General features: G+C 35.6%; 22 protein-coding genes and 1 pseudogene. 10 read left to right on the top strand and 13 right to left on the bottom strand.

The window, feature by feature from the left end; genetic code table 11:
• Together BKP45_RS23610 and BKP45_RS19150 are read left to right on the top strand one after the other, a co-directional pair.
• Positions 1-447, top strand: a pseudogene (locus BKP45_RS23610) (hypothetical protein); the annotation flags it as partial.
• The gene (locus BKP45_RS19150; protein WP_071390777.1) at positions 371-1,480 is read left to right on the top strand and encodes a CsxC family protein; all 1,110 of its coding nucleotides are present in this window, start codon (positions 371-373) and stop codon (positions 1,478-1,480) included. The pseudogene BKP45_RS23610 and the gene BKP45_RS19150, both read left to right, overlap by 77 nt.
• 74 nt (positions 1,481-1,554) lie before the next feature.
• On the opposite strand, the gene BKP45_RS19145 is transcribed toward BKP45_RS19150, so the two are convergent.
• The 3 genes from BKP45_RS19145 to BKP45_RS19135 all read right to left on the bottom strand — a co-directional run bounded on the left by BKP45_RS19145 (position 1,555) and on the right by BKP45_RS19135 (position 5,518).
• Complete coding sequence (locus BKP45_RS19145) at positions 1,555-2,283, bottom strand: CsxC family protein (RefSeq protein WP_084788059.1); 729 nt, start codon at positions 2,281-2,283, stop codon at positions 1,555-1,557.
• Positions 2,284-2,770: 487 nt separating this feature from the next.
• Entirely contained in the window at positions 2,771-3,184 is a 414-nt protein-coding gene (locus BKP45_RS19140) for a M67 family metallopeptidase (protein ID WP_071390776.1), read from the bottom strand.
• A 3-nt stretch (positions 3,185-3,187) separates the two neighbouring features.
• The gene (locus BKP45_RS19135; RefSeq protein ID WP_071390775.1) at positions 3,188-5,518 is read right to left on the bottom strand and encodes a hypothetical protein; all 2,331 of its coding nucleotides are present in this window, start codon (positions 5,516-5,518) and stop codon (positions 3,188-3,190) included.
• A gap of 275 nt (positions 5,519-5,793) precedes the next feature.
• Here BKP45_RS19135 and BKP45_RS19130 point away from each other — a divergent pair, with 275 nt between their 5' ends.
• The 8 genes from BKP45_RS19130 to sat all read left to right on the top strand — a co-directional run bounded on the left by BKP45_RS19130 (position 5,794) and on the right by sat (position 13,762).
• Positions 5,794-6,489 (top strand): BMQ_0737 family morphogenetic spore coat protein, encoded by a 696-nt coding sequence (locus tag BKP45_RS19130; protein WP_071390783.1) that lies wholly within the window; start codon positions 5,794-5,796, stop codon positions 6,487-6,489.
• A 177-nt stretch (positions 6,490-6,666) separates the two neighbouring features.
• On the top strand, positions 6,667-7,386 hold the full coding sequence (locus BKP45_RS19125) for a BMQ_0737 family morphogenetic spore coat protein (RefSeq protein WP_084788057.1): 720 nt from the start codon (positions 6,667-6,669) through the stop codon (positions 7,384-7,386).
• Between the two features lie 237 nt (positions 7,387-7,623).
• Entirely contained in the window at positions 7,624-8,109 is a 486-nt protein-coding gene (locus BKP45_RS19120) for a hypothetical protein (protein WP_071390774.1), read from the top strand.
• 135 nt (positions 8,110-8,244) lie between these two features.
• Positions 8,245-8,958, top strand: a complete 714-nt coding sequence (locus BKP45_RS19115) for a BMQ_0737 family morphogenetic spore coat protein (protein ID WP_071390773.1) — start codon at positions 8,245-8,247, stop codon at positions 8,956-8,958.
• An 82-nt stretch (positions 8,959-9,040) separates the two neighbouring features.
• Entirely contained in the window at positions 9,041-10,012 is a 972-nt protein-coding gene (locus BKP45_RS19110) for a CgeB family protein (RefSeq protein WP_071390772.1), read from the top strand.
• A 190-nt stretch (positions 10,013-10,202) separates the two neighbouring features.
• Positions 10,203-11,975 (top strand): SLC13 family permease, encoded by a 1,773-nt coding sequence (locus tag BKP45_RS19105; protein WP_084788055.1) that lies wholly within the window; start codon positions 10,203-10,205, stop codon positions 11,973-11,975.
• Between the two features lie 27 nt (positions 11,976-12,002).
• Positions 12,003-12,605 (top strand): adenylyl-sulfate kinase, encoded by a 603-nt coding sequence (cysC, locus tag BKP45_RS19100; RefSeq protein WP_071390771.1) that lies wholly within the window; start codon positions 12,003-12,005, stop codon positions 12,603-12,605.
• Between the two features lie 26 nt (positions 12,606-12,631).
• Entirely contained in the window at positions 12,632-13,762 is a 1,131-nt protein-coding gene (gene sat, locus BKP45_RS19095) for a sulfate adenylyltransferase (RefSeq protein WP_071390770.1), read from the top strand.
• A 630-nt stretch (positions 13,763-14,392) separates the two neighbouring features.
• On the opposite strand, the gene BKP45_RS19090 is transcribed toward sat, so the two are convergent.
• The 10 genes from BKP45_RS19090 to wecB all read right to left on the bottom strand — a co-directional run bounded on the left by BKP45_RS19090 (position 14,393) and on the right by wecB (position 25,749).
• Positions 14,393-15,778 carry a BMQ_0737 family morphogenetic spore coat protein gene (locus BKP45_RS19090; protein WP_071390769.1) on the bottom strand — a complete coding sequence of 462 codons (1,386 nt, stop codon included), beginning with the start codon at positions 15,776-15,778 and terminating at the stop codon, positions 14,393-14,395.
• 306 nt (positions 15,779-16,084) lie between these two features.
• The gene (locus tag BKP45_RS19085) at positions 16,085-17,464 is read right to left on the bottom strand and encodes a right-handed parallel beta-helix repeat-containing protein (protein ID WP_071390768.1); all 1,380 of its coding nucleotides are present in this window, start codon (positions 17,462-17,464) and stop codon (positions 16,085-16,087) included.
• An 894-nt stretch (positions 17,465-18,358) separates the two neighbouring features.
• Positions 18,359-18,592, bottom strand: a complete 234-nt coding sequence (locus tag BKP45_RS19080; protein WP_071390767.1) for a hypothetical protein — start codon at positions 18,590-18,592, stop codon at positions 18,359-18,361.
• 427 nt (positions 18,593-19,019) lie between these two features.
• Entirely contained in the window at positions 19,020-19,697 is a 678-nt protein-coding gene (locus BKP45_RS19075; protein WP_084788053.1) for a collagen-like protein, read from the bottom strand.
• 232 nt (positions 19,698-19,929) lie between these two features.
• Entirely contained in the window at positions 19,930-21,180 is a 1,251-nt protein-coding gene (locus BKP45_RS22810; RefSeq protein ID WP_071390766.1) for a hypothetical protein, read from the bottom strand.
• A gap of 41 nt (positions 21,181-21,221) precedes the next feature.
• On the bottom strand, positions 21,222-21,923 hold the full coding sequence (locus BKP45_RS19065; RefSeq protein WP_245747553.1) for a glycosyltransferase: 702 nt from the start codon (positions 21,921-21,923) through the stop codon (positions 21,222-21,224).
• Positions 21,924-21,946: 23 nt separating this feature from the next.
• Positions 21,947-22,852, bottom strand: coding sequence for an NAD-dependent epimerase/dehydratase family protein (locus tag BKP45_RS19060; protein WP_071390764.1), 906 nt, complete (start codon positions 22,850-22,852; stop codon positions 21,947-21,949).
• The gene (locus tag BKP45_RS19055) at positions 22,849-23,679 is read right to left on the bottom strand and encodes a dTDP-4-dehydrorhamnose reductase family protein (RefSeq protein ID WP_071390763.1); all 831 of its coding nucleotides are present in this window, start codon (positions 23,677-23,679) and stop codon (positions 22,849-22,851) included. Before BKP45_RS19055 ends, BKP45_RS19060 begins: the two co-directional genes overlap by 4 nt.
• Positions 23,679-24,665: a polysaccharide biosynthesis protein gene (locus BKP45_RS19050; RefSeq protein WP_071390762.1), complete on the bottom strand. Its 987-nt coding sequence runs from the start codon at positions 24,663-24,665 to the stop codon at positions 23,679-23,681. Before BKP45_RS19050 ends, BKP45_RS19055 begins: the two co-directional genes overlap by 1 nt.
• Positions 24,655-25,749, bottom strand: coding sequence for a non-hydrolyzing UDP-N-acetylglucosamine 2-epimerase (wecB, locus tag BKP45_RS19045; RefSeq protein ID WP_071390761.1), 1,095 nt, complete (start codon positions 25,747-25,749; stop codon positions 24,655-24,657). Before wecB ends, BKP45_RS19050 begins: the two co-directional genes overlap by 11 nt.
• Between the last annotated feature and the right edge of the window lie 30 nt (positions 25,750-25,779).

The following is a 25,779-nucleotide window of genomic DNA, read 5'->3' as shown; positions in this document are numbered from 1 at the left end:
GAGCCAGTCTTCGGATTTTTGAAGGCTAATTTGCGTTTCACTCGAATGTCTGTGAGGAGCAAAGAGAAAGTAGAAAATGAATTAGGCTTCGCGTTTATGGCGGTGAACTTAAGAAAGTACACCGCCATAAACGCGAACGGAACTAATGGTCATGAAAATAATCCAATCGAAAAAAGGTTCCGATCATCAAATACAATAATCGGAACCTTTTTTCTTTATTTTTGGCTAGTTATGTCCCAGCCTCTTTATTTTTTATTAATCACTTCCGAATTATATTTATTTAAAATAAACAAACACACATGGGTGAATTCATCATATATTGTAACTGTCAAGATATTAATCAAAAGAGTGTTATTCAGGAGGTTATTATATGGATATGCAACACCCGTGGGACGGAAGAGATTTAACCAATTTCACTCCAAAAACAATTCATCGCATAGTACCTGACCAAAAGAAGTTTGGTCATAAATATTGTAAAAAGCAATCAAATATTGTTTCCGTTAGTGTAACAGATGATTGTTGTTTGAATAGTAATTTAAATCAAAAAGCGAAACACCGAGGGTTAACGGTAAAAGTACCAGTTGTACTAGCTGAGCCTCAAATCGAAATCAATCTTGAATCTTTCGTAAAGCTTCAAGAGCCAGCAATTGAAATTAAACGGATCCGTAAAAATGTAGAGCTAACACAATGTGAAATAGTGCCATCCTTTTACCGCAACAAAAAGCCAGTTTTTAAACTCTTTTTAGCTGGGTTTGTCCGAAAAAATATTGAATATGCAACAGCAGATTTTAGTAACAAACAAAAAGTTCACGGCAATATCCGTCATACAACTGTAAAAGTACCGTTCAATTGCATAACCGAGATACTAATTGATAAAGGAGTTTCTCCTTCGTTCAAATTTCAAGAACCTAATCCAGTAGCCGAGCTAGAATTTTTAGATCCATGTACGAAATTAAGTCGCGACCAAAGAGAATTTGGAAACATCAACTCTGAATTTCTAAATGAAAAACCGTTTTGCGAATTAATAAATACCTCTGTCATTGAATTAGATTTCATCTTAGACGAACATCCATTCAATAAAGGAACTGAAAAAATCTTTCGCACGCTAAAAGAAAAAATGGTCGTACTAATTAGCTTAAAAATTCTACAAAATCAACAAGTTTCGATGGGAAAAGACAAAGACAAAGACAAAGACAAAGATAAAGACAAAGATAAAGATAAGCGTAAGATAAAGCATAAACATAAGCACAAAGTCAAAGTAATAGTGAAAGAAAAAGATAAGGATAAGAAAAAGGATAAGAAAAAGAAAAAAGAGAAAGATCGTGATAAGAAGTTTGACAAAGATAAAGATAAAAGGAAAGACCCTTGTAAGAAACATGAAAAAGACCATGAGAAGCATAAAGATAGACATTGCGAAAAGGATAAACCTAAATTTAATTTAAAACAAATTATAGAAAAGGAATTAAAAAAAGAGGATTAGAAAAATTTAACAAAAAAAGAAGAGGCCTTGGATTATTTTTTTTAAAGGTCCTCTTCTTTTTGTTTAAATTTTGGTTATCCGTTATTTCTTGGAATATTTACTTGTTGTGTTTGTAAGATTTTGAATGCTACATGAATAACCATTTTTTCTCTTAATTTTCTAAACGTTTTTTCCCCTTGTACCCAACATGCTCCATCTTCTTGAATGTCTAATTCAACTACTTCTGCATCAACAATTTCACAGAACGGTTTTTCTTGGAAGTCAGATCTATTGCGTAGTATAACCTCGTGTGGATCTCTACTTAAGCCACTTTTACTAATAAAATCAATTCGATCTGAGAAAAATCTTGGTTCTCTAAATACTAAAATATCTGGATCTAGTGGAACTTCAACAACACAATGCCATGGGACGTTTACAGTTGTGTGTTTAATATCTCCTGAGATACGGAACTTATTACGTGGATGACTATCTACTGTTGCATATTCGATGTTTTTACGTACACACCCCTCAAGGAATAACTTGTAAATTCGCAAACCATCTACAAAGCGCCCTGAAGGAACTAGCTTACATTGTGTAATCTTTAAATCTTTTAAAATTCGTTTAATTTCTAATACTCTTTCTGGTAGAGGAATTAAAGCTTCAACATTAATTTGTACTTCTGGCTCTGCTAACACCACCGGAATTTTTGCGACTAATGGACCATCAACACCTACAACTGGACGAAACTCTGCTGAACATTCCGATAATGTTTTTACGTCTTTCACTTGATGTTTACAAGAAACAACTTTACCTTTCATTGACATTTTTTATTTTCACTCCTTTCTAAGTTATACTTTATTAAATGCAAATGAATGTTCATTGTATAGGTCAAGCACTTAAGGCTTTCGTTTGTTTTAGTCCTAATTTTTTACACTTTTGTCATAGAAAACAAATATCCCTATCTTTAATAAGACAGGGATATTTATGGGCCATTTTTAAATAATATCTCTAAGAGAAAATGCAAATGTTACCTCTTAATAGTGAGGTTAAGATTATCGTTTGGCTATTTTATTTCCACAATTACAACCAGATCTAGGTTGGGAATATGCCGTTCTAGGTGTAGAAGGTATTACTTTAGTTATTTTGGTTGCTGGTGTTTTCCTAGCAATATAGGTAGGTGTTCTTGAATTCATATTCGTTGAACCATAATGAATTTTTCTATTAGGGGTTGTCACATCTCTCACTCCCAAACTTTTTAGTTTTGCTACTTTAGTTTATGCATACAAACGAAGAGTGATTCCACAAACAACCTTAGACTACTTTTATTTTTAACGGAGACACATGCTTTTGATTGATGATTTTAAAGATCCCAACATCAGGTTCACTCTTTTTGAATGATACAATTAAATACGCTAAATGTGAGTAAGGATTATTTCTGATATCATAGGATGAAGGATAGGCCGGAGTTGTCGGATGTGAATGAAAGACTCCAGTTAATTTTTCATTTCTTTTTTCAATTTGTTTTACTACTGAAAAAAGTGTATCTTGAGAAATGTAAAACATCGACTGACTAATAGAAGAGTCAGGAAGACACCAAAGTGTTTCCCCAAATCCTTCTCTACCTGAAATTAAACCACAACCTTCAAGTGGCAATTTCTGTCTACAACAATTAATCATTTCCAAGTAAACTTCTTTCTTCATAATGAAAGTATCGGCTCTCTGCATGGTTTATTCTTCCTTTTCTTTTGACGCTTCACTCGCTTTATTTATAATTTCAGGAAATTGTTTAGTCAATGAGAAGAATGATTCACTCGTTGGATTAAACTTTATATTTGGCTGATTTAATTTTTCAGGTGATTTCCCTTTCGTTTGCTCTTTTATATTCCTATAAAACCAAGAACTTTCTGTAGTAACATCTGCTTTTTGCTTTTGAGTATCTATTTTCACTTGATTTAATTCTGGTATCTTCTTAATCTCTTTCTCCTCTTTTTGGAAACTTCTTAGTAAAGTTAATAGGATCTCTTTATCTTGTAAATACTCCTTTTTATGATCTTTCAAATGCTGATTTTCTAAATTATTTTTTTCTAATAAGATATTTACCTCATAATTTTCTTTTTTCATGTTTTTTATCGTTTGTTTCATTTCACTTAAAGTTTCTTTTAATTCTTTCAATTCTTCATTTTTTTGGTTGATGATTGTTTCATTTTTCGTATTCTTCCGTTCATTAACTACATAATAATGATCCAGTTCTTTAAGCCGTTTCATTAATTCTTTTCTCTCACTAGATAACTCTTCTTTTTTATGATTAGAGTTTTCTATTTCTTCTTCTAACAACTGTAATTTATTTTGTTGCTTTGTAAATAACATTTCTAATTTATTATTTTCTTTTAATTTTTCATCCAAACTTTTTTGAACCTTTTTTAATTCCTCATTTATTATATAAATTTCTTTTTCTAGTTCTTTATTTTTGTTTTGAATAACTGCGTAACTTCCTTCTACTTCAACTTTTTCTTTCTGTAAAGTATCAATTTGCTTTTGAAGCTTTTCATGCATTTGTTTTGACTCATTTTCTACTTGTGTAGCTTTAGATGATAATTCTTCCTCTAAATACTTAAGTTTTTTCTGTAATTCTGAATTCTCCTCAATTTTCTTATTAAATAAGTTAGTTAATTCTTGTTTTTCTTTATTATATTGACTCTCCGTCTTATTCAATTCGTCAATCATAATAAGGTGGTTTTTGATTTGCTCTTGTAGTTGTTTCATTTCTACCAAAGCTTTATTGTATTTTTCTTCTAATTGAGTACCATTTCCTTTCTCCTGTTTAAGATCTTTCTCTAACTTGATGTTTTCTTTTTTCACTTCCTCTAATTCCTTCATTATCGCAAATTGGTCTTCATCAATTTTTTCTACAAACTTACTAATTTCTTGCTCCAGCTCCTGATTGGCGATTTCATACGTTTCTAATTGCTGTTCAAACTGTCGTTTTTCTGATTGTAAATTCTCTAATTCTTCGACCAAGGTGTCTTTTTCTTTAAAAAAGTCCTTTTGATCGGATGTTAATTTATTGATAACAGCTTCTTTCTCATTAAGAATAGTTTGTAAGTCTTGATTGATTTTTTTAAACTTTGCTACTTCTTGGAATAAATCGCCACGCTCTTTATTATATTTATCTTTGTAATGCTTGATTTCTTCTTTCAACTGATTATTTTCTTTAGAATAACTTGTTAATTTATCTTGAATAGATTGATAGTCTTTATTACTTCTTTCTTTTTCCACCTCTAAAATTTTTATTTGTTCTTTATAAACAATTAATTCTTTTTCAAAATCTTTTGTTTGCAATATTTTTTCATCTAATGTCTTAATCATATCATTTTTTTCATTTTTCAAATTTTCCACTTCTTTAATAAGATGTAATTGATCTTGATCTACATTTTCTTTTACCGCTCCTAATTCCATTTCAATCTTTTTCGAATGATTAATCGCTTCAGTCAGCTCTAATTCTAACTTTTTATTTCTTTCTTTCGTAATATCTAATTCTTCAATTAATCCTTTGTTTTGTTCCTTTATGCCATTTAACTCATCTGTTTTTTCATCCTCTTTTTCTTTTAATAACTTTATCAACTTTATCTGTTTCTCTAATTCATTTTTCATATGATCTTTATTCAATAACAACTGGTCTACTTCTTCCTTTAAACTCAATTCTCTTTGTTCACTTTCTTCAACTTGATCTTGAAGTTTTGTTTCTAATGTTAATTTTTCAGATTGTAATTCTTCCAAGTTATAATGTAAATTTGTATTTTCCTTTGCTACTTTTTCAAAATGCTTATGAAATACGACCTTTTCTTGGTTTAATTCACGATTTTCTTCGTTTAACTTATTTAACTTTTCATTTTGCTCTTCTATCGTTTGATATAGCTCATTTTTCTCTCTAGTTAATTTTTTAACGAGGTCTTCATATTTTCGTTCATTGATTTGATAACGAGATAACTCAGACTTAAAATGAATTAACTTTTGCTTTAATTGAATAGTACTTAATTCACTTCTAGCTTCCGAACTCATTTTACTTCCTCCTTTAAGACAACTATTTAATTCCAACAAATGCCTATAATGTATTACTACATATATACTCCAAATCTCAATTTACATTCCATATCTACTACTATATGGGCTAATGAACTATTTGTTACATTTCTCCTTTATTTTAAGGTGAGAAATATTTAGCTTATAGATACATGCCCAAAAATCAAAAAAATACACACACATCCTACGTAGGTTCATAGGATACAGTGGTAGCTATACCATAATCAAAAATTGAAAGGATGATTGTTTTGGAAATGAAATCTATTAAAGGTCGTCAGGAAACACTTTGTATTAAAGTACCTAAAGTATATGATTGGGTCACTCGTCAAGTTGATGTTCCTGTTCAAAGTTTTACAGGGGAAGCTGGCTTAGCTACCCTAAATTTCGATGGTCCTACTCCTGGTGTTAACCCGTGTGCTGAATTAGCTGGTGGTGGTGCTTTAACTGTTGAATGTATTATTACTGATGATGAAGGTAATCCTGTTGACCCACTAGCTCCTCATTCAATTTTATGTACTGAAATCCCACAAATTGGCGGGCGCCAAAGTGTGAATTTCAATTTGCCAGATGGCGAAACTATTACACTTCAAAAAGTGAAAGTATTGAAAAAAGGACATTTTGTTGTTCGTGTTTCAAATGCACGTGGTGATTTCTTAACTTCTGAACCTCAGCCATTTGCGGTTGCAGAAAAATTCTTTTTATGTGCTCCTGAAGGAACATTCCTACAATGTGAAATTACAGACTTTGAATGTGATGCTAACATCATTTGTATTAATGATGAGTTTAGACAAATCGATGTTTCCATTAACATGTGCCAAAACGTTCAAATGGAAGCGACTGTAAAGCTTGAAATCACTGCGGATTTCTGCCATCCACGTCCAGAAATTCCATTTGATTGTCCACCATTAAGCTTCCCACCACAATGTCCTGAAATTTTCCCAGGGAACTAATTGGTAAAACAATTAATGTTTGAGTAAAGAAAGAAGGTCACAATGGACCTTCTTTCTCTCCCTTTATTCCAACCTCAAATGTAACTTTTATGAAGAAAATAAAATAGACTAGCACACAAAAAAGAGAACTACATACTATAAAGCAGATATCATCTACAACAAGAAAGGGTGATTACGTTGTTACACGAACAGATGAAAAGGTTACATGAAACCCTTTGTATTAAAGTTCCGAAAGTCTATGACTGGGTGACTCGGCAAGTTGATGTACCTGTTCAAAGTTTTTCAGGTGAAAACGGATTAACTGTTCTTGACTTTGAGGGGCCTTCTCCTACTCCTGAAGATTTTCTAAATCCTTGCGTTGAATTAGCTGCCGGGGGCGCATTAACTGTTGAATGTATTATTACTGATGAAAACGGTAATCCTGTTGACCCTTTAGCTCGAAATTCTATTTTGTGTACTGAAATCCCGCAAATTGGTGGGCGCCAAAATGTGAATTTCGATTTTCCTAACGGTGATACAGTTAGACTTCAAAAAGTTAAAGTATTGAAAAAAGGTTATTTTGTAGTTCGTCTTTCTAATGCGCGTGGTAAATCGTTAACTTCAGTACCTCAGCCATTTGCAGTTGCAGAAAAATTTTATTTATGCGCTCCACCAGGAACGATCCTGCAGTGTGAGATAAGTGAAATTGAATGTGACGCCGACATCATTTGTAATAATGGTGAGTTTATTCAAATTGATGTTTCGATTAACATGTGTCAAAGCGTTCAAACGGAAGCAACCGTTAAGCTTGAAATTACTGCGGATTTCTGTCATCCACGTCCAGAAATACCGTTTACATGTCCACCAAAACCTTTTCCACCACAATGCCCTGATATTTTTCCAGGCTGTGATAATTAGAGAGCGAAAAGAGGGGGTAACTCATTTTTCATCAATTTTATAATTAGGTTAAGTGGCAGCTATACCTAATGTTATTCCTAAAGAAAGAATGAATATAGTACCCCTCTCCTCTTATCTCTTGCTAATATTTTATGATAGCTTACAATAATTGTAGCGTACAAACGTTTAAACTTCATATATAAATAGTGCCCTTTTTGCATATATTTTATAAGGCTTTTTATAAAAGGAGGGCACATCATGAGTAATACAAACATAGAAAATCAGGTCATATCGTTATTTAATTATTCTGTTATACTTCCAGACATAACAGAAGAAACGAGGGAAGTGCTTATTTTAGGGCACCTTATTATCAAAAATAATGGCCCTGACCCATTAACAACCCCGATTATTTGTATCCGGGTTAAGCCGTCAGAAGCTGCTACTTTAGGTGGAAAAATTAATTTCATAAAAAAAAGTGATCTCGTCATTGACGCGACACTCTCCGAAGAGTGGACATATGTAGATAAAAATTGGAAAGAAAAAGTAAAAGAATCGGGTGAGCATTGGTTGAGACCCGTTGGGAAGAATCAACTGTTACCTAATGAAAGTTTAAATTTCTCCAATTTTGATTTACGATGTATTAAGCCTGAAGATGGAAATTCTGTGATTATCGAAGCTTTTGTTTATTTTCAAGAATTACAAGCAGGGTTAACCTCATTAAATAAAATTGTCATTAATTTTTAGCCAGCTTTCTTATCTTGTGTACCCAAAGGGTCTAGTCCAATAACTAATTTTCCACGCATTCATCAGTCCATTCATCTATGCCATTTTGTCTAATTGGAATATGATGTAGTATCTTTTAGGAAAGGAGACTACTTTATGGACTTTCAACCAATTGGTGGTGCACAAGAAAGACTTTGCATTAGAGTAGACAAAATTTATGATTGGGTGACTAGGCAAGTTGATATAGGTCCGATTCAATTTACTGGAATATCTGGCTTGGAGGCACTCGAATTTGAGTGTAACGGGGTAACAGGATTACTGGCAGACCCTTGTGATTTTCTAAACGGAACCAATAATAACCTCGTCGTCTCATGTTTCTTTACCGATGCTGAAGGAACTCCAATCGATCCGTTAAAACATGGAACGATTATTTGTGAAGAAATTGGTGACCGCCAAGATGTCAATGTTACGTTACCATCAGGGCAAACGATCACATTACAGAGAGTCAAAGTATTAATTAAAGGGTTTGTGATTGTAGTAGTTAGTAACGCACAGGGAACTTTGTCATGTATCTCTAGGCCAATTGAATTTACAAGAGTAGAAAAATTCACCTTATGTGCACCTCCTGGTACAAAACTCGTTTGTGACTTTACCGAGCATGATTGTGATGCTAGCATTATGTGTGCTAATAGCACCTTCCAACAGCTAGATATTTCGATTACTCTTTGCGCTAACGTGCAAATGGAGGCAAAAGTTAAATTAGAAATTGTCGGAGAGTTTTGTCATCCACGACAAGAAATAGACATTGCATGCCCGCCATTAAACGTTCCACCACAATGTCCTGACATTTTCCCACCAACCAACCATTAAGTTTAAGAGAGGGAGTCTCTCCCTCTCTTTTTACTTTTAACAGTACATAATTTCTTTTACACAATTTCAAGAGGTGAACGATATGAAAATATTATATATCCCATCAGGTTTTAAAAGAATTTATGAATATTTTGATCAAACCATTATGAAGGAGTTGGCTTCGCTAAATCATGAGGTAAAATCTTTTAACGCTCTTTTAGGTGTGAAAAAATTACAAACAATGCTCCAAATTTACCGCCCTAACTTAGTCTTAACGATGGTAGGAATGAAAATGCGTCAGGAAATGATCACCTTCTTAAACAAGCAGTCGATTCCAACTGCTATTTGGCTTACCGAAGACCCTTTTTATATCGATCGTACGCTAACTTTCATCGATAACTTTGATTATGTATTTACAATTGATACTGCTGCGTTAGAGGTTTATCACAAAAATGGGCATAAGAATAGTTACTATTTACCTCTTGGCGTTAATCCAGAAATATACTCCCCCCCTCTTACTGAACCTCAAAAGAAATATGATCTTTGTCTTGTCGGCTTCCCGTACCCTGACCGAGTGCAACTTATTAACCTACTGTTAGAACGTACAACTTATTCAATACTAGTTGTTGGCGCTAAATGGGATCAAGAATTATCTCACCGAAAACATAATCGCCGTTTATTTATCATAAATACATGGTTAAAACCTAAATTGATTGTTTCGTATTATCACCAATCTAAAATTATTCTTAACACTCATCGACCTTATGACCTAAAAGAAAATAAAAATTCACAATTAATTATTAATAAAAGTGTTAATAATCGAACCTTTGAGATAGCTTGTAGTGGCTCTTTTCAGCTTATCGATAATAAGGCTGATTTAACTGATCATTTTGTAGAAGGAGAAGAAATTATTTCTTTTCATAACGCTGAAGACTTCAACGAAAAAATAGACTACTATCTTACTCAACCATTATTACGAAATACAATTGCTACTGGTGCTAGAAAAAAAGCAATAAGAGAACATACTTTTGAAAAAAGGTTGGAAAAATTACTATCTATTGTTCAAAGTAATTAAAACTAAGGTTTCTCTCTGTCTATAGAGGAAAACCTTAGTTTTTTCCTTTAAATGGCAAATTAATTAAACCATTGCATAAAATTAGGCATACTATCTTCAATTAGACGGTGACACTTGGTCATAAATATCATACATAAGTAGTAATCGATGAAAAAAGCTATATTTTAAAGTTGAAAAGAGTGAACTTTAAATGGTCATGCCAAGCGAACCACTTCTAACTAGTATCCTATTACTTATTATGTTTGTTCTATTAATAAAAGAGTGGTCTCCACCGGAAGTAACCGTATTTATTACTCTAGCGGCATTGATGGTTACAGGAATTTTATCAATAGAAGAAGGTTTAATCGGATTTTCTAATCCAGGGGTGCATACGGTAGCGTTACTATTTATCATCGGTTCAGCGGCCTATAATAGTGGGGTGTTATCCTTTATCTCTCATATACTGTTATCAAATAACAAAAAAAATTCAACGACCCTAATTAAAATGATGATTCCCGTATCAATCATATCGGCTTTTATGAATAATACACCAATCGTCACAATGCTCACACCAACAATTCGAAGTTGGGCGAAAAAACAATGCATTGCCCCTTCTAAACTTCTGATTCCATTATCATATGCAGCTATACTTGGCGGAACCATCACCCTTATTGGAACGAGTACAAACCTAGTTATTGACGGGTTACTAAAACAAAAAGGGTTATCCGGTTTTTCTATGTTTGATTTTATTTTTTTCGGTATCCCTATTACCATAGCAGGGATTATCTATATTAGTTTTATTGGTCACCACCTTCTCCCAAACCGTATAATTTCTGAGCCAATTGATCAGCTAAATAAACAATATATATTTGAATGTCTTGTACCAGCTCATTCATTATTAATCGGTAAAACCATTCAAAAAGCAAAGCTTAGAGAGCTTAACGATCTATTTTTAGTTCAAATTCAACGCAATCACAAAAAAATATCACCCCCATCAAACTGTGAAGTTCTTCAAACTGGAGATAGACTTATTTTTTCTGGGAATGCCTCTAGCATGCTTGCGACAACGAAAACAAAAGGGTTAAAGTTACTTTCAGATGTAGATCGAAATGTAACAGATCAACTTAAAGATAGTATATTGATAGAAGTTATTGTTTCAGACTCTTCTCCACTTATTGATAAAAAAATAAAAGAAAGTTATTTTCGCTCAAAATATAACGCAGCTATTGTGGCCGTACAGAGAAAAAACAAAAAGATTACTTCTAGTATTGGTAACATTATTGTCAAGCCAGGAGATACACTCTTGTTAATAACAGGAAAAGATTTTGTTAAAACTTGGTCAAAATCAGAAGACTTTTATTTAATCTCACCCATTCATTACCAAGAGCCGTACCAACCCCTTAAAATAAAAATCATTACCAGTGTTCTTATCGGTGTTATTTTATTAGCTTCCTTACAAATACTTTCAATCTTACATGCAGCTCTTATCGGAGTAATGATTCTTTTTGTCACGAAGTCTGTTAGTGTATCTGATGCCCAAAAAGCGCTCAACTGGAATGTACTCATTTTAATGAGCTCTTCGATTGGTATTGGAGCTGCCTTTGAAAAAGCGGGCTTAGCTTCGATAATCGCTACTTTCTTTTCGCAAACTCACGCAATCGTTGGTTTATTTGGCATTGCCATACTTTATTACCTTACAACAACAATCCTAACTGAAATCATCAATAACATTGCTGCAGCCACTTTAATGTTTCCAATAGGGTTTTCACTAGCACTGGATCTTGGAGCTGATCCGCTGGTATTTGCGATGATTACTGCAATCTCAGCATCTTGCAGTTTCATTACACCTATTGGATACCAAACAAACTTAATCGTATATGGGCCAGGTGGCTATCGTTTTACTGACTATGTTAAGGTCGGTTTGCCCTTAAGTCTCTTGTGCATGCTCATTACTGTAACAATTGCCATTTTGAGTTGGGGTTGATCTAGTTAATAAGGAAGGTGAAAAATAGTGGAAAACAATCAAAATATAAAGTGGCACAAGCAATCTGTTACAAAGCTAGATCGGCAAAAAGCTAACAACCACAAAAGCTTTGTGATTTGGTTTACTGGTTTATCAGGCTCTGGCAAATCTACAATCGCAAATGTCCTGGAAGTCGAGTTATTCAAACAAGGGGTACAAACTTTTTGTTTAGACGGTGATAATATCCGCCACGGATTAAACGAAAATCTTGGATTTACTGATCAAGATAGAAAAGAAAACATTCGAAGAATCGCTGAAGTTGCCAAACTTTTTGTTAATGCCGGTGTCGTCGTACTTGTAAGTGTGATATCCCCCTTTTCAGAGGATCGAAACGAAGCTAGGAAGCTTTTAGGAAATGATGAGTTTTTTGAAGTATATGTAAAGTGCCCATTAGAAGTTTGTGAAAAACGTGACCCAAAAGGGTTGTATAAAAAAGCAAAGGCCGGTCACATAAAACAATTTACCGGAATCAGTCAACGCTACGAACAACCTACAAATCCTGAGCTGACATTAGATACTTCTAAGCTTTCTGTAAACGAATCCGTAACGACACTACTTTCTTATCTTAAGAAACACCTCGAAAGAAATTAATTTTTGAAAGACAAGGAGTGAAGACATTGCAGATAAGTACCCCCCACGGCGGTTCACTCATTAATAGAATCAATCCAAATTATGATTATTCTCACATTAACAAAGAAATTGAATTAGATGAAATAGCTTTATCTGACTTACAATTAATCGCCACAGGCGCTTATAGCCCTTTAACAGGGTTTCTATCGCAAAGAGATTATCAGTCTGTCATTGACAAAATGAGGCTTCCTAATGGCTTTATATGGAGCATTCCAATTACCTTGCCGACAGATGAAACAACCGCAAAAAAACTAGCGCTTGATGAGAAGGCAAGACTAACTTACAAGGGGAAAGTATATGGAATGATAGAAATAAAAGAAATCTACAAACCTAACAAACTTGTAGAAGCAAAACGTGTTTACCAAACAGAAGATTTAGCCCATCCAGGTGTAAAAAAACTATTCTTGCGAGGCGATATATATATAGGTGGAACAATAACACTAGTAAACCGTCCTATTCATCATAAATTTCAACAATATAGATTTGACCCACTAGAAACAAGAAACATCTTTAAACAAAAAGGCTGGAAAACCATTGTCGGCTTTCAAACCCGTAACCCAGTACATCGAGCTCATGAATACATTCAAAAAACAGCTTTAGAAATTGTTGATGGCTTATTTTTAAATCCCCTTGTAGGGGAAACGAAAGCCGATGATATTCCTGCTGATGTTCGCATGAAAAGCTATGAAGTTCTACTAAATAACTACTACCCTAAAGAACACGTTTGTTTAGCTGTGTTTCCTGCAGCAATGCGCTATGCAGGACCAAAGGAAGCAATTTTTCATGCGCTTGTCCGCAAAAATTACGGCTGTACTCATTTCATTGTTGGCCGTGACCACGCCGGAGTTGGCGATTATTATGGGACATACGATGCCCAACGTATTTTTGATCACTTTACTAGTGATGAACTCGGAATCACCCCATTATTTTTCGAACACAGCTTTTACTGTACAATATGCAAAACTATGGCCTCTACCAAAACATGTCCACATGAAAAAAAAGATCGGCTAATTTTATCCGGTACAAAAGTAAGAGAAATGCTGAAGAATGGAGAAATGCCACCGCCGGAGTTTAGTCGACCTGAAGTGATTGAAGTGTTGATGAGGGGAGTGAAATAATAACAAGAAAAGCGCAAGCGCCTTGGTCACGAGCAGCTGCTCCTGTGCCACTTCGTTTGCTCGTCTCAAAGCCGCTTCGAAGTAATCCAAGTAGTAGCTTCACTGGGGCGGCCTTTGACAGAAGCCGCTCCTTGGCTTTCTACGTGCTTTTAGCGTCTTCTAGTACTGCTTCGTAGTAAGCTTCCTCGAAGCAAAGCTGCATGAAGTTGATCAACGAAGGATTTTAAGAGGTAATTGAAGTCAGTTGCTTGACTGAAGTGACAGAGCTCGTAGGCTGCTCGCGCTAGACAGTTTCCAAGTTAGAAATTTTTAAATTCTGATACTGTAAGAAAAGCGTAAGGCGCCCGCCTATCGGCGAAAAGGAGTGAAGCGGTCGAACCGATGGCGCCTGTAGCTATACAGATTTCTTGGTAAAAATTATATGCTTTCTTATATGCAATGAGCGGAGCCGCTGCTCGTTTTGTCGTTTGACGCGCAGCGTGAGGAGCAATTGCTCTTCATTGACTATGCATTCAGCTTTTTTTCACTTTCTAATCTGTAAAAATAGCTTTATCTCCTTTGAATGATTTACGTAAAAATAATTGAAGGACTTACTTTAAGGTAACTCAAATTGGAATATCCGACACCACACTAACTAAAACAAATGCCCATCTGAACGTATTCCCTAAACAGAAATTTAAGTCTGGTCTTCAAGATAGAGTCAGGACACTCAACGTCTACATCAACAGTCTTAGGAATTGTTTGTCCTTCAACATCTGTTGTTACAGTTATCGTTACCACTTGTAGTGGTGTTCCCGGATCGACCGTAATGCCTGAAAAGAAGTTTCCGTCATGACCTGTGATAATTGGATTATGCTCAAATGATATAATATCATCTGGATCACTACTTAATGTTACAACAGCCCCCTCAATCAACCTTCCGCCGCACATACACATAACTCTACCTTCTACAAATCCATCACAATCAATCGTGTCCGCTACAAATAATTCAATAACGCAAGGCCCGTGGCATTCAACTATCGTTTCGAGTGAGGTAGATAGAAGCAGACCGCTAACATTAGTAACCGCTGTAATCGTAACGGGCGTTGGTGGTGTACCAGCAGGAATTGTAACGATTGTTTCAAAATCTCCATTTTCATCTGTTAAGGATGGATCTGGTGAGAAGGTTACGATGTCTGGCTCTGCACTATAAAAAACATCCTCCCCCACAACTGGTATGTCTCCACAAACCACTTGCCCTTGCAGATCCGCTTCACATACATAGGCCGCATGCACAAATAAATGAGCATCACACGGCGGTTCATCACATTTTATTGTTAGGTCATTAATATTAAAATTCAAGTGAAATGAGCTTTGACGAACAATCCAATCATATACCTTAACGGATAAACAAGCTAATTCTTGCTGAGAATGAAAGAGTCTTGGAAGGGAATAATCGTCTTGAACCTCTACATCTTGTTCTTTATCCTCTGTTATTTCCTGCCTACTATTAGCTGGGAAGATAGATGAAAAATCAATTGGAAGAGTCATTTTGCTTCTGACTGGAATTGCTTCTCGACGCGGTTTACAAAAACTTCCGTCAATAGCGATCACAACGCCTCCGATCATTTCAATACTTTGGCATATATCAAAAAATAAGTCGACAGACGTAACTAATCCGTCTTGGCAGTTCAAAATTGCATCACATTCAAAGTCGGTTACATTGCATTTTAATTCCGTTCCATCTGGTGCACAAAGTATAACAGTTTCAATAAAATTAAATGGAATAGGATCACTTAGGCAAAAAGTTTCTGGTCCGATTATTTTAAGAACGATAAATCCTCCTTTACGAATTTTCACCTTTTGCAGTGTAATGGGGTCTCCGTTTGGCAAACTAGTATTGACGTTTTTTCGCCCGTCCAACTGGGAGATTTCCTGGCAGACAATCGATCCTGGCAATAATGGATTTAAAGAAACTCCGTCTTCATTCGTTAAAAAGCAAGTTACACTAAGAATATCACATAGGTTGATGGACAAAATATCACTCCTTTATCAATAATTAAGCATCTACAATTTAACAAAATATTATATGTTTTTTAAATTTAACCGTGTCAATAAGGGACTTATCACTTTTTTGCCTTTAATTCATAAGCTGGAACAAAACCCTATTTTTATGAGTAACATGCATGAAAATTTCATACGTTTTTGATTTCTCATTTTGAAGCGAAAGTAGAAATTTTCTACTTATGTCCCAGACTTCTTTCTTAACATTAAAAAAACTTGTAGATTTGGCGTCTACAAGCTGAAACTGCTTAATGCTCCTCTACTGATTATCTTTTTTCATCAAGGTAATAAAGGTGTTAACGTGCTTATTTGTTGTAATTCAGAACTCAAAACTCGCTGTGTTGGTAATAAGTTTCCGCTGGCGTCCCTTGGCCAAATTGATATTTGAACATCGTCAGTGCCTGTGATTCCGAATTGGAACTCATATTCCTCAAAACCAGAAACAAAATACGTTTTTTGGATTTTCGTACTTGGAGCGAGGCTAAATAACTCATGCACATAGGGAGTTTTACCTCCTGAAGTTCCCATAAAGAAACCGAGAATTTCGATTACGGCTGGATTTAGGGGATCATTGTTAAGGATATCAACGATAATGGTTTGAGCATTCGAGCCATTCCTTTGAATTGGACCTGTTGAGAAAACTTGACTAGGAAGAGCCAAAGGATCTGCCGTTAAAAATGGTGTGATTTCGGCTACCCCATCAGGATCGATCACGGCATCGCCTGTTCCAATTGGGAATGGGCCACTCGGACTTCCCCACCAGTTATTCGTAGCATCTAATCTTCGCGGAGTGGTATTATAAGAACCAGCTTCAATGTTTAGGCCTGCGACCGCATTTCCTTGGATGCTGTTTAGTTTTGCACGAATATTGGTGTTAGCACCAGTACCAAACAAGGCATCTACTCTAATACCGTTGAGATTGCTGTTATGCAGGATGTTGCTTTCAATCTCGGTTCGATCGGTACCCCCAGCGATGAAGATCGAATTCCCTTGTGTGTTGAGCATGGTATTATTAGTGATTTTGACATTCGTTGTACCCAAAAGAAAAATCGAGTTATCCATAATCATTTTGTTTCTTGACATAATAATATTAGCTGCTGTTAGAATTGTACCTATCATAACAATTGAGGCAGTTGCATGGGAACCTGTGAACAGATTACTTTCAATAAATAGATTTTGGACACCTGCATCAGAATAAATACCGCTTCCAGAAGCTCCTCCAGGTTGATTATTATTATGAAACACATTTTGTTTGACTTGCGATTCTGTTAATCCGTTTGAATTTATATACAGACCGAAAGTATTATTTTGTACTATATTATTAAACACCCAATATCCAGAAAAACCGTTAGTTGTACCAATACCTGGACCGGCGCTATTGTTTGCAATCGTAAATCCATCGACAACAACATTATCATTTACTAACTGTACGGCCCCTGAAACACCTGAACCAATTATGATCGATTCGGATCCTGGTGAGCCTATCCTTGTCCTTGCATCAACTCCAGATTGAGCACCGTGTAATTGAATCGTTTTATTCACGATAACTGTTTCATTATATATGCCAGGAGCCACCCGAATCGTATCAAATTCACTTGCCGCTGTTACTGCTTGAGAAATGGTTGGAAAATCAGCCGGTACAAAAATTTCGTTTGCCATTTAATATTCACCTCCTTAACTATAAAGTATGAAAATCCAGTAGAATTGCTTGGACAAATACATTAAAATTCTTATTCATCTCAATAGATGGGATCTGGCATCATAGGAAACCGTACTTAGTACAGAAAAATAGATCACACTAAGTTTTCGGTTGAAATTTTTTTAAGAACAAACATGTCACAGGTAGCTGGGTCCATAGAAGCGGTCAGTCTAATTGGAACTCCTGTTCAAATTGAAAGAGTGATAAGATTACCTAATTAATTATAAAGGAAAGCTTAATGGAACTGTTAATTGATGAAATCGGACCTAGAGGGGGGCGGTGAACCCTGTAAACCAGCTGTAGTATTAAATATTTCTTGTCCATCTCGATAAATGCGAAATATTAGCGCATTATTAAACAAAGAGCCTAGTGCGACTCTAACCCCTACATCTGCGGATAAATACACACGATTATTTTCAGCTTCCGTGGCGTAAGTTCTGAGAGGAACATTCCTAAATCAGCTACTTGTAGCTGGGGCGGCACTTGAGGAATTATCTCAGGTGTAGTTCCACCGAACATATTACTCGGAACGCTTGCTTTATAATCTAAAACTACGTTAGCTAATGACTCCTACCTCCTTTCATTTGAAAGCTAGTATATTCTATTCTTTTTTCATTATTGTCCGAACAAACACCAAAATATTGTAAAATACTCACTCGTTTATTTTTGAAGTTATAAAAACAGTTTAGGATTAAACAAAGTTAATCCTAAACTTATTAACTTATCAAAGCATTGCTTACAACACGCCTATAATATCGGGTTTCTGTTTCTCAACAAGAGACTTGTAAAGATTCCTATTCTTACATTATGATAAAAAGTGACACCTATCTATAGATAGATGTCACACAATCCATTTACCATTTATCATCCTTTTCATAACCTAGTTGTATTAATATATCTCCTGCAACATGTTTAAAAGCCTGTTTAATTTCTTGATCAAACTCCTCTCTCCAATTCCCTAACTGACCTTTACGAAATGTTGGGGATTCTCCTGGATTTATACTTCTTTCCATTTCTTTAACCATATTTGGAATAGAACTAATAAAAAAAGGTGGCAAACGGTCAGCGTTTTTTACAGTAAAATTCATTATCTGTCTGCTCCACATAAATGTATTTTAAATATTTTATGATTTCTTCAGTTTTTGGTGAATAATTCCAAGCTGGTGTACAGTGAGTTCAGTTCATTAGGGCATAGTAACAGAACAAGACGTAAACTAATAACTGAAGAATTACAACATTTAAGGAGACATCAATATTAATAAGCCCAATGTCTTGTTATTATTAAGAAATTGGGCTAGCTTTCATCTGTATTTTCACCTTTCATCTGACTAATCAGCCGTATCATTGTATTTCGATAACTCATGGACTTTCCAACATACTCCACTCCCAAACCGGTGGAAATTCTAAGGTGTAATTTCTTATACTGAGAGTAACGAGTTGGTAGTGGCTCGAAAGCTACCTACCAAACCAGTCTACTGTATAGTTTGGTATAGAATATAGTATTAGTTTCCCAGTCTATTGGAGTCGTGTGATTACTAGGTGTGCTGAAACAGGTCTTGTTCCTCCAGCGAGAGGAGTGATGGTTAGTGCTGTGGCATTGCCAGCAGGATTTCGTACAGTGAGTATTGAATCCATGCTTGTCGTTGTCACAAGAGCCATTCCTACTATTTGAGAAGTACCGGTCGCTCGCCCGACCACCGTATAGGCTAGGTCAGCGCCATCGAGAGTTAAAATCAGTTGGCCCGCTTCGTCCACACTCACCTGAAACAAGACCTGATAAGTTCCAATTTCAGACAAGTTAAATGTATCGGGACCAGTACGCGTAATATCAGTCGCACTAGTTGGTCCATCTTGTGGAAAATCTACGTCTGTACCGGGAGCAACTGTTGCTGCATTATCATCGGGCATCAATGCATAAAAATCTGCAAAGGCTAATACTCCTCCTGCTGGTCCTGCTGGCCCCTGTGGTCCGGTAGCTCCTGCTGGTCCTGCTGCTCCCTGTGGTCCGGTAGCTCCTGTTGGTCCGGTAGCTCCTGTTGGTCCTGCTGTCCCTTGTGGTCCGGTAGCTCCTGCTGGTCCTGCTGGCCCGGTAAGTCCCCTTGGTCCAGGTGGACATATGCATTTTTCCTGTGCCGGTTTGTGAACCGGATAAGCTGAACAGCAGCCTTTATTCCGTTTTCTAAAATTTGACATATATACAACATCTCCTTTGCCTCTATATCACTAGATTATGTCCTCAATAAAATACCCGATTGGGTAAAAAGGAAAAAAGTAAGTTGGTTTACATTACCAATTTTTTCAGAAATGTTTCCAAATAACATAAAGAAGGGAAACGGCTAAAAACTAATCAACACAAAAACTCTGTACTGTATAGTCTTTTTTTGACTATCCACAATCGTAACTATATTTAGAGCGGTTCGTGCAATTATGCAATACTAAACAATATTGTTTTGACTCCGACTAAAGTTGAACCACTATTGACGAAATAGAAATTCGATGCAGTATCCAACCTAAGTGGCCCAGTCCACGTTATATTACCAAACTGACTGCTAAAAATACCTGTCGGAGGTACATCGGCCAATGCTGAAGTTACCGTCACATTGCCGTTGATTAACGAATTCGTAATATGTGAATACCCAGCTACGTTGATTGTTCCATCCGATCGGCTATCGACCATACGTTGAATTCGCAGACCAGGTTTGTTCATGATATTGATTCGACTATTATAGATATAGGTATTGAGAATACCCTGATGCGGATTAACGGGATCTCCGATAATGCTGCCTGCAACATTTGCGTTTAGAAGCTGAAACTCAATTGTTGAAAAGGGGTCAACCGGATCTAAATTTTGGAAGGTGATATTCCCGCTAATTATAGCGCCATCTGTATAATTGGTATGAGTACTCACGGATGTCCCGTTATTAAATGTACCAATAACCGTTACAGGACGCGCAACAAAAGCTGGGCCCTGAGTAAAATAGACGTTTTCTGCGGCTTGGTTTGTTTGAATCGTAATATTTCTAGGAATGGATGATCCAAAATTAGCGAGATCTGCGTTGCCGAGTACCCATGGACCTAGTCCTAGTAGTTGTACGTGTCTTGCAGGTGGAATGACAATATCCTCGTTAAACACTGAATTTGCTGCAATAAGAATGATCAAGCGGGCTCTCATACCAAAGGTTGTCGCTAACGGATTATTGGTTGCAGCGTCAATGGCGGCCTGCAAGGAATTAAACGGATCGAAAGGTGTGCCATCTCCCGGACCTGGTGCACTAGAATCTGCCCATATGATCGTTTCTTCTCCCCAAATAAATGTTTCATCTCCTTCTCCCAAAAGTTCAGAAGATACAAGACGGTGAGCCGTTACCAACTGTCCTGCAGCGTTTTTACCCCACACGGATATATCAGTGTCAGCCTCTGCATCACCTCCTGTAATAAAGACAAACTCAAATGCATTAAAGTTTGCAGAATACGTTTTCGTAACTACTTGGTTTGGAGCTACTGAAAGCTGTTCAAGTACGTATAAAGTTCTAGAGCCATCTAATGCAAACCCCTGAATGGATACAGTAGAAAAATTAACGGAACTTTTATTATCTATTTTTACGGTGACCTGTCTGCTAGGCCTTGCCCCACCTACAGGATTGTTTTCAATTGGTCCGGTTGAGAAAATGCTCATTTAATTAATTCTCCTTTTCTTTAAAGTTAAAATACTCATATTCAATTCCCTGTTTTTTGAATTAAATGATTAATTGCTTCCATATGCTTTTGTTGCACAAATTGAACCTCTTCTTTTATTGCTTGATCGTATTTTTTCGTCCCCATTTGTTCATGAATCCGATAATAAACAAGGGGGGCCGGCAAATAATGAAAATCATACTTTTGCATAACACGTAACCAAAGGTCATAGTCTTGTGTATACAAAAGTTTTTCATTAAATAAACCTATATCGGAAAACACTTTCATCTTCATCATGACCGTACAACCATTAATCACGCACCCACGTTGCATTGTATGATAAAATGAAACTTTATTCAGTAACTCATACCCTATTGGCTTACTAATAGGCTTACTATTGTTATTAATTTTAATAACAGGTGTGTAAGAAACATCAAAATTGTTTTTTATCATATATTTTAATTGTTTTTCAATTTTACGAGGCAAATAAAGGTCATCTGAGCTAAGCCAAGCAAAATATTTTCCCGATGCGTTCCGGATCCCTGTGTTAAGTGCACTTGCTGTTCCACCATTTTCCTTTTTTATATATTTAATTTTTCGTAAATAACGTTGCAGCTTATGTGTATATTGAGTTGAGCCATCGTCAACAACGATAACTTCAATGTTTTTATACGTTTGATTTAAAGCGCTTTGAACTGCTTGGTCGATATAAGCACAATTGTAAAATGGTATAATAATGGACACTTTAGGCAATCTTTTCACCTCTTTTATTCCGTATTAATATGGTGGTAGCGGTAAAAATTAAGAATTTCTTTAATGGAGCTATCAAATGAATGCTTTGGTTTCCAGCCTAATTCGGATATGCTTCTAGTATTTATCTCAACAGGAGGTTCTTTTTGGAATAACGTTGCTTTTATCTCAAATTGTATTTCTGTTAATAATTGAAATTGATGGATTAACTCTCCTAACGTACGGCTTTTTCCAGAAGCGACCTCATAAATACGACCAGAATCTCCTTGTTTCATAATTAGCTCATAAGCCGTAAGTGCATCTCTTACATCGAGAAAATCGCGCATCACAAAGAGATTATTGACTTCTAAACTAGCATCTTCTGTATTATTATTCTCAATTTGAACAATTTTTTTAGCGAAAATTGAGCAAACGCCATTCGAAAATCCAGGACCAATTAAATTTGTAGGTTTGACAATAACAATTGGGATTTTATATAAATGTGACCAGGATTTCGCGATTAAAACTTGGATCGTTTTACTAAAACTATATGGGTGAGGAGGGGATACATCGATTGAATTCAATTGCAGGGCGGATCCGACGATCACAATTTTTCTGACAGAACTGATTTCACGAAGTGCTTCTATAAGATATAACGTTGACATCACATTTGTTTCAAAAGATTTAATTGGATTTTCCCATGATTCACCAACGTGATTTTGCCCTGCTAAATGAAGAACATAAGCTGGTTTTACTTTTAAGACAAGGGCTCGCACAGCCTCTTTATTCGTTAAATCACACATTTCTAGTTTGACTTGCTTCTTTATAAAATTCTTACTTCTTACAACTCCAATGACTTCATATCCTTTGCTAACAAAATAATCACATGCATGCTGTCCAGTAAATCCTCCTGCTCCGGTGATTAATAATTTTGTTGGAGTCATTTTCTAGTCTCCATCCAATCTCGTAATTCCATCAACATTTCACGGTAATTTGGGAGAGAGTATTGGAAATCAGCTCTAGTATTTTGGATCGTTCGATCTAGTATAATTTCTGTATCTGGAATAATTTGAACATCCCGTTTCTCAAAGACTTCCTGAATTAATGTTAACAAGTCATATTTTGATATCTTGTTTACTGATCCTAACTGGTATAGACCCGTAATATTTTGCTCGATCATTTGTTCAATTGCTTTAGCCAACTCAAGTGTGGTCACACCGTTCCATAACACATTTTTGTAGCCTTTAATTTCTCCTTGTTGCTTCATAAACCAACGAAATAAGCCGATACCATCATTTTTTAATTCCGGTCCGATAATTGAAGTTCTAATCGTTAAATGGTTACTACTAATTACTTCACCTAAAGCTTTTGATTTTGCATAATCTGAAATTCCATCGAGCAGATCCATTTCTTTATAATCACCACGTTTCCCTGAAAAAACACAATCAGTGCTAATATGAATAAACTTCCCACCAGATTTTTCAGCTAAATTTGCTAATAAATGAGGAAGTAAGCTATTGACTTGGATCGTTGTCATTTTGTTTTGACTTGCTTGTTGGTTTAGTAAACCAACCGCATTAATGATAATATTTGGCTGAAATGTTTCAAATAAATCTACTAATCTACTATAATCACGAACATCTAAAAAGTAGCCATCTCGATCCTTCTGATTTCTAGATGTATAAGCTACTACATAATTCTTTCTCTGTTTGAAATATTTTACTAACATATGCCCAGCCATTCCTTTTCCACCAATAATCAACAGTTTCATCAAATAAATCCTCCTCTCAGCAATATTTCTTTAATTTCTGCTTTTGTCATCAAGGATTCACTTGAGTTATAATTGGATAGTTCAACAATCTTATATTGGGAGTAATGTTCATTTAACCCTTTCATATCTATCGTCGGTAGAATGACATAATATTCATCATCATAGTACACAGTATGCTGACTCTCGTATTCAGTAAATAACACTTCATGTAATTTTTCTCCTGGTCGGATTCCAGTCATTTCAATTTTTACATCTTCTTTACCCGATGCTTCGATTAATACGTGAGCTAGATCGATAATTTTACAGGTTGGCATTTTCATAACGAAAATTTCGCCACCTTTACTTTCATAAGTTGCTTTAAAAAGTAACCTAATCGCATCTTCAATCGTTAAAAAGAAGCGTGTCATTTGATGATCTGTTATTGTTATTTTTGATTTTTCTGCAATTTGTTTTTTGAAGACAGGAACAACACTACCGTTTGTACCTAAAACATTCCCACCACGAACACAAACAAATTTTGTTTTTGATTTTAAAAGATTCGCATGGATAATTAATCTTTCGCCCATTGCTTTAGACAAACCATAAAAATTTGATGGATCTGCAGCTTTATCCGTAGAAATATAAATAACATTTTTAACAGCTTGCTTTAAGGCCGCATCAATCACATTTTTTGTACCTAGTACGTTTGTTTTTAGAGCCTCGTACGGTTGATCCTCACAAACTGGCACATGTTTTAAGGCTGCTAAATGAAAAATGGAATCTACTCCTATACTCGCTTCATTTAATGCCTCAAAATCCCTTATATCCCCGATTATGAAGGATAGTTTTTCATTATTTTCAAACTTTTGTTTCATTTCTACTTGACTAGATTCATTTCTAGAAAAAATGCGAATTTCTTTTGGTTTTTTCGTTACTAATTGTCGTACAAGCTCATACCCCCATGAACCTGTACCACCAGTTATTAAAATCGTTTGATCATTGAACACTATTCCCACCTCCAAGTAAAAACTTCACTACCTTATGTGAAACGTTCGGGTCAAGATAACCATCTGGACAAACCCAAGTTTTCGGTTGACTTACCATAACAAGAACTGAATTTAAAATTTTTTTCGCATCTAACCCAGACAACATATTACTTCCACATTCAATCGTTTCCGGTCTTTCAGTTGTATTCCGAATTGTTACAGTTGGCACATGAAAAATACAGCATTCTTCCTGGACAGTTCCACTATCTGTTAACACACAATAGGCATGCTTCTCTAACTGCACAAAGTCAAAGAAGCCAAAAGGTTCATGAAATTCAACAAGAGGATGCATGACGACGTTACGACTATTTTCAATTTTTGATTTCGTACGAGGATGAATACTACAAATGATTCTCTTTTTAAACTGTTCGGCAACTAAATTTAATCCTTGTAAAATTTCAGTTAAATGTTCGGGAACATCGACATTTTCAGCTCGATGGGCAGTTACTAAAAAATAATTGAAACGGTCTAAGTTAAGCTTTGGTAATATATCGCTTTTGGTTATCTCAGCTTGATAATGCGTTAAAACTTCAAAGATTGGATTACCTGAAACAAATATTCGTTTACTGGCAACCCCTTCACGAAGTAAATTTTCTTTACTTTGTCGGGTATATGGTAAATTGAAGCTCGAAACAGTATCGATCAAACGACGGTTCGTTTCTTCAGGTACAGCTAAGTCAAAACAGCGATTTCCTGCTTCCATGTGCACAACCGGTATCCCCATTCGTTCAGCTAAGATTGCACTTAAACCACTATTCGTGTCCCCCAATACCAACACTTTATCTGGTTGTTCCTTTTCAAAAATTTTCTCTAGCTTACTAAACATTGTTGCTAACTGTTCACCTAGTGACTGCTGATGATGAGCTAAAATGTAGTCAGGTTTTCTTATCTTTAGTTCAGTAAAGAAAACATCACTAAGCGAGGGGGTAAAATTTTGACCAGTGTGCACAACAAGATGTTTGTCAGCAAATTGATCGAGTAATCTAATAATTAAACTAAGTCTAATAATTTCAGGTCTGGTTCCTAGTATCGTAACAATTTTCATTATTTTCTCCCTTTACATTCCTAATCTTGC

Source organism: Anaerobacillus alkalidiazotrophicus, from assembly GCF_001866055.1.
This window is presented reverse-complemented; position numbering and strand designations above follow the sequence as displayed.

Coding starts and splice junctions, on each gene's coding strand:
- BKP45_RS19150 (WP_071390777.1), top strand. CDS start 371: ATGGATATGCAACACCCGTGGGACGGAAGAGATTTAACCAATTTCACT.
- BKP45_RS19145 (WP_084788059.1), bottom strand. CDS start 2,283: ATGTCAATGAAAGGTAAAGTTGTTTCTTGTAAACATCAAGTGAAAGAC.
- BKP45_RS19140 (WP_071390776.1), bottom strand. CDS start 3,184: ATGCAGAGAGCCGATACTTTCATTATGAAGAAAGAAGTTTACTTGGAA.
- BKP45_RS19135 (WP_071390775.1), bottom strand. CDS start 5,518: ATGAGTTCGGAAGCTAGAAGTGAATTAAGTACTATTCAATTAAAGCAA.
- BKP45_RS19130 (WP_071390783.1), top strand. CDS start 5,794: ATGAAATCTATTAAAGGTCGTCAGGAAACACTTTGTATTAAAGTACCT.
- BKP45_RS19120 (WP_071390774.1), top strand. CDS start 7,624: ATGAGTAATACAAACATAGAAAATCAGGTCATATCGTTATTTAATTAT.
- BKP45_RS19115 (WP_071390773.1), top strand. CDS start 8,245: ATGGACTTTCAACCAATTGGTGGTGCACAAGAAAGACTTTGCATTAGA.
- BKP45_RS19110 (WP_071390772.1), top strand. CDS start 9,041: ATGAAAATATTATATATCCCATCAGGTTTTAAAAGAATTTATGAATAT.
- BKP45_RS19105 (WP_084788055.1), top strand. CDS start 10,203: ATGGTCATGCCAAGCGAACCACTTCTAACTAGTATCCTATTACTTATT.
- BKP45_RS19085 (WP_071390768.1), bottom strand. CDS start 17,464: ATGGCAAACGAAATTTTTGTACCGGCTGATTTTCCAACCATTTCTCAA.
- BKP45_RS19080 (WP_071390767.1), bottom strand. CDS start 18,592: ATGAATTTTACTGTAAAAAACGCTGACCGTTTGCCACCTTTTTTTATT.
- BKP45_RS19075 (WP_084788053.1), bottom strand. CDS start 19,697: ATGTCAAATTTTAGAAAACGGAATAAAGGCTGCTGTTCAGCTTATCCG.
- BKP45_RS22810 (WP_071390766.1), bottom strand. CDS start 21,180: ATGAGCATTTTCTCAACCGGACCAATTGAAAACAATCCTGTAGGTGGG.
- BKP45_RS19060 (WP_071390764.1), bottom strand. CDS start 22,852: ATGACTCCAACAAAATTATTAATCACCGGAGCAGGAGGATTTACTGGA.
- BKP45_RS19055 (WP_071390763.1), bottom strand. CDS start 23,679: ATGAAACTGTTGATTATTGGTGGAAAAGGAATGGCTGGGCATATGTTA.
- wecB (WP_071390761.1), bottom strand. CDS start 25,749: ATGAAAATTGTTACGATACTAGGAACCAGACCTGAAATTATTAGACTT.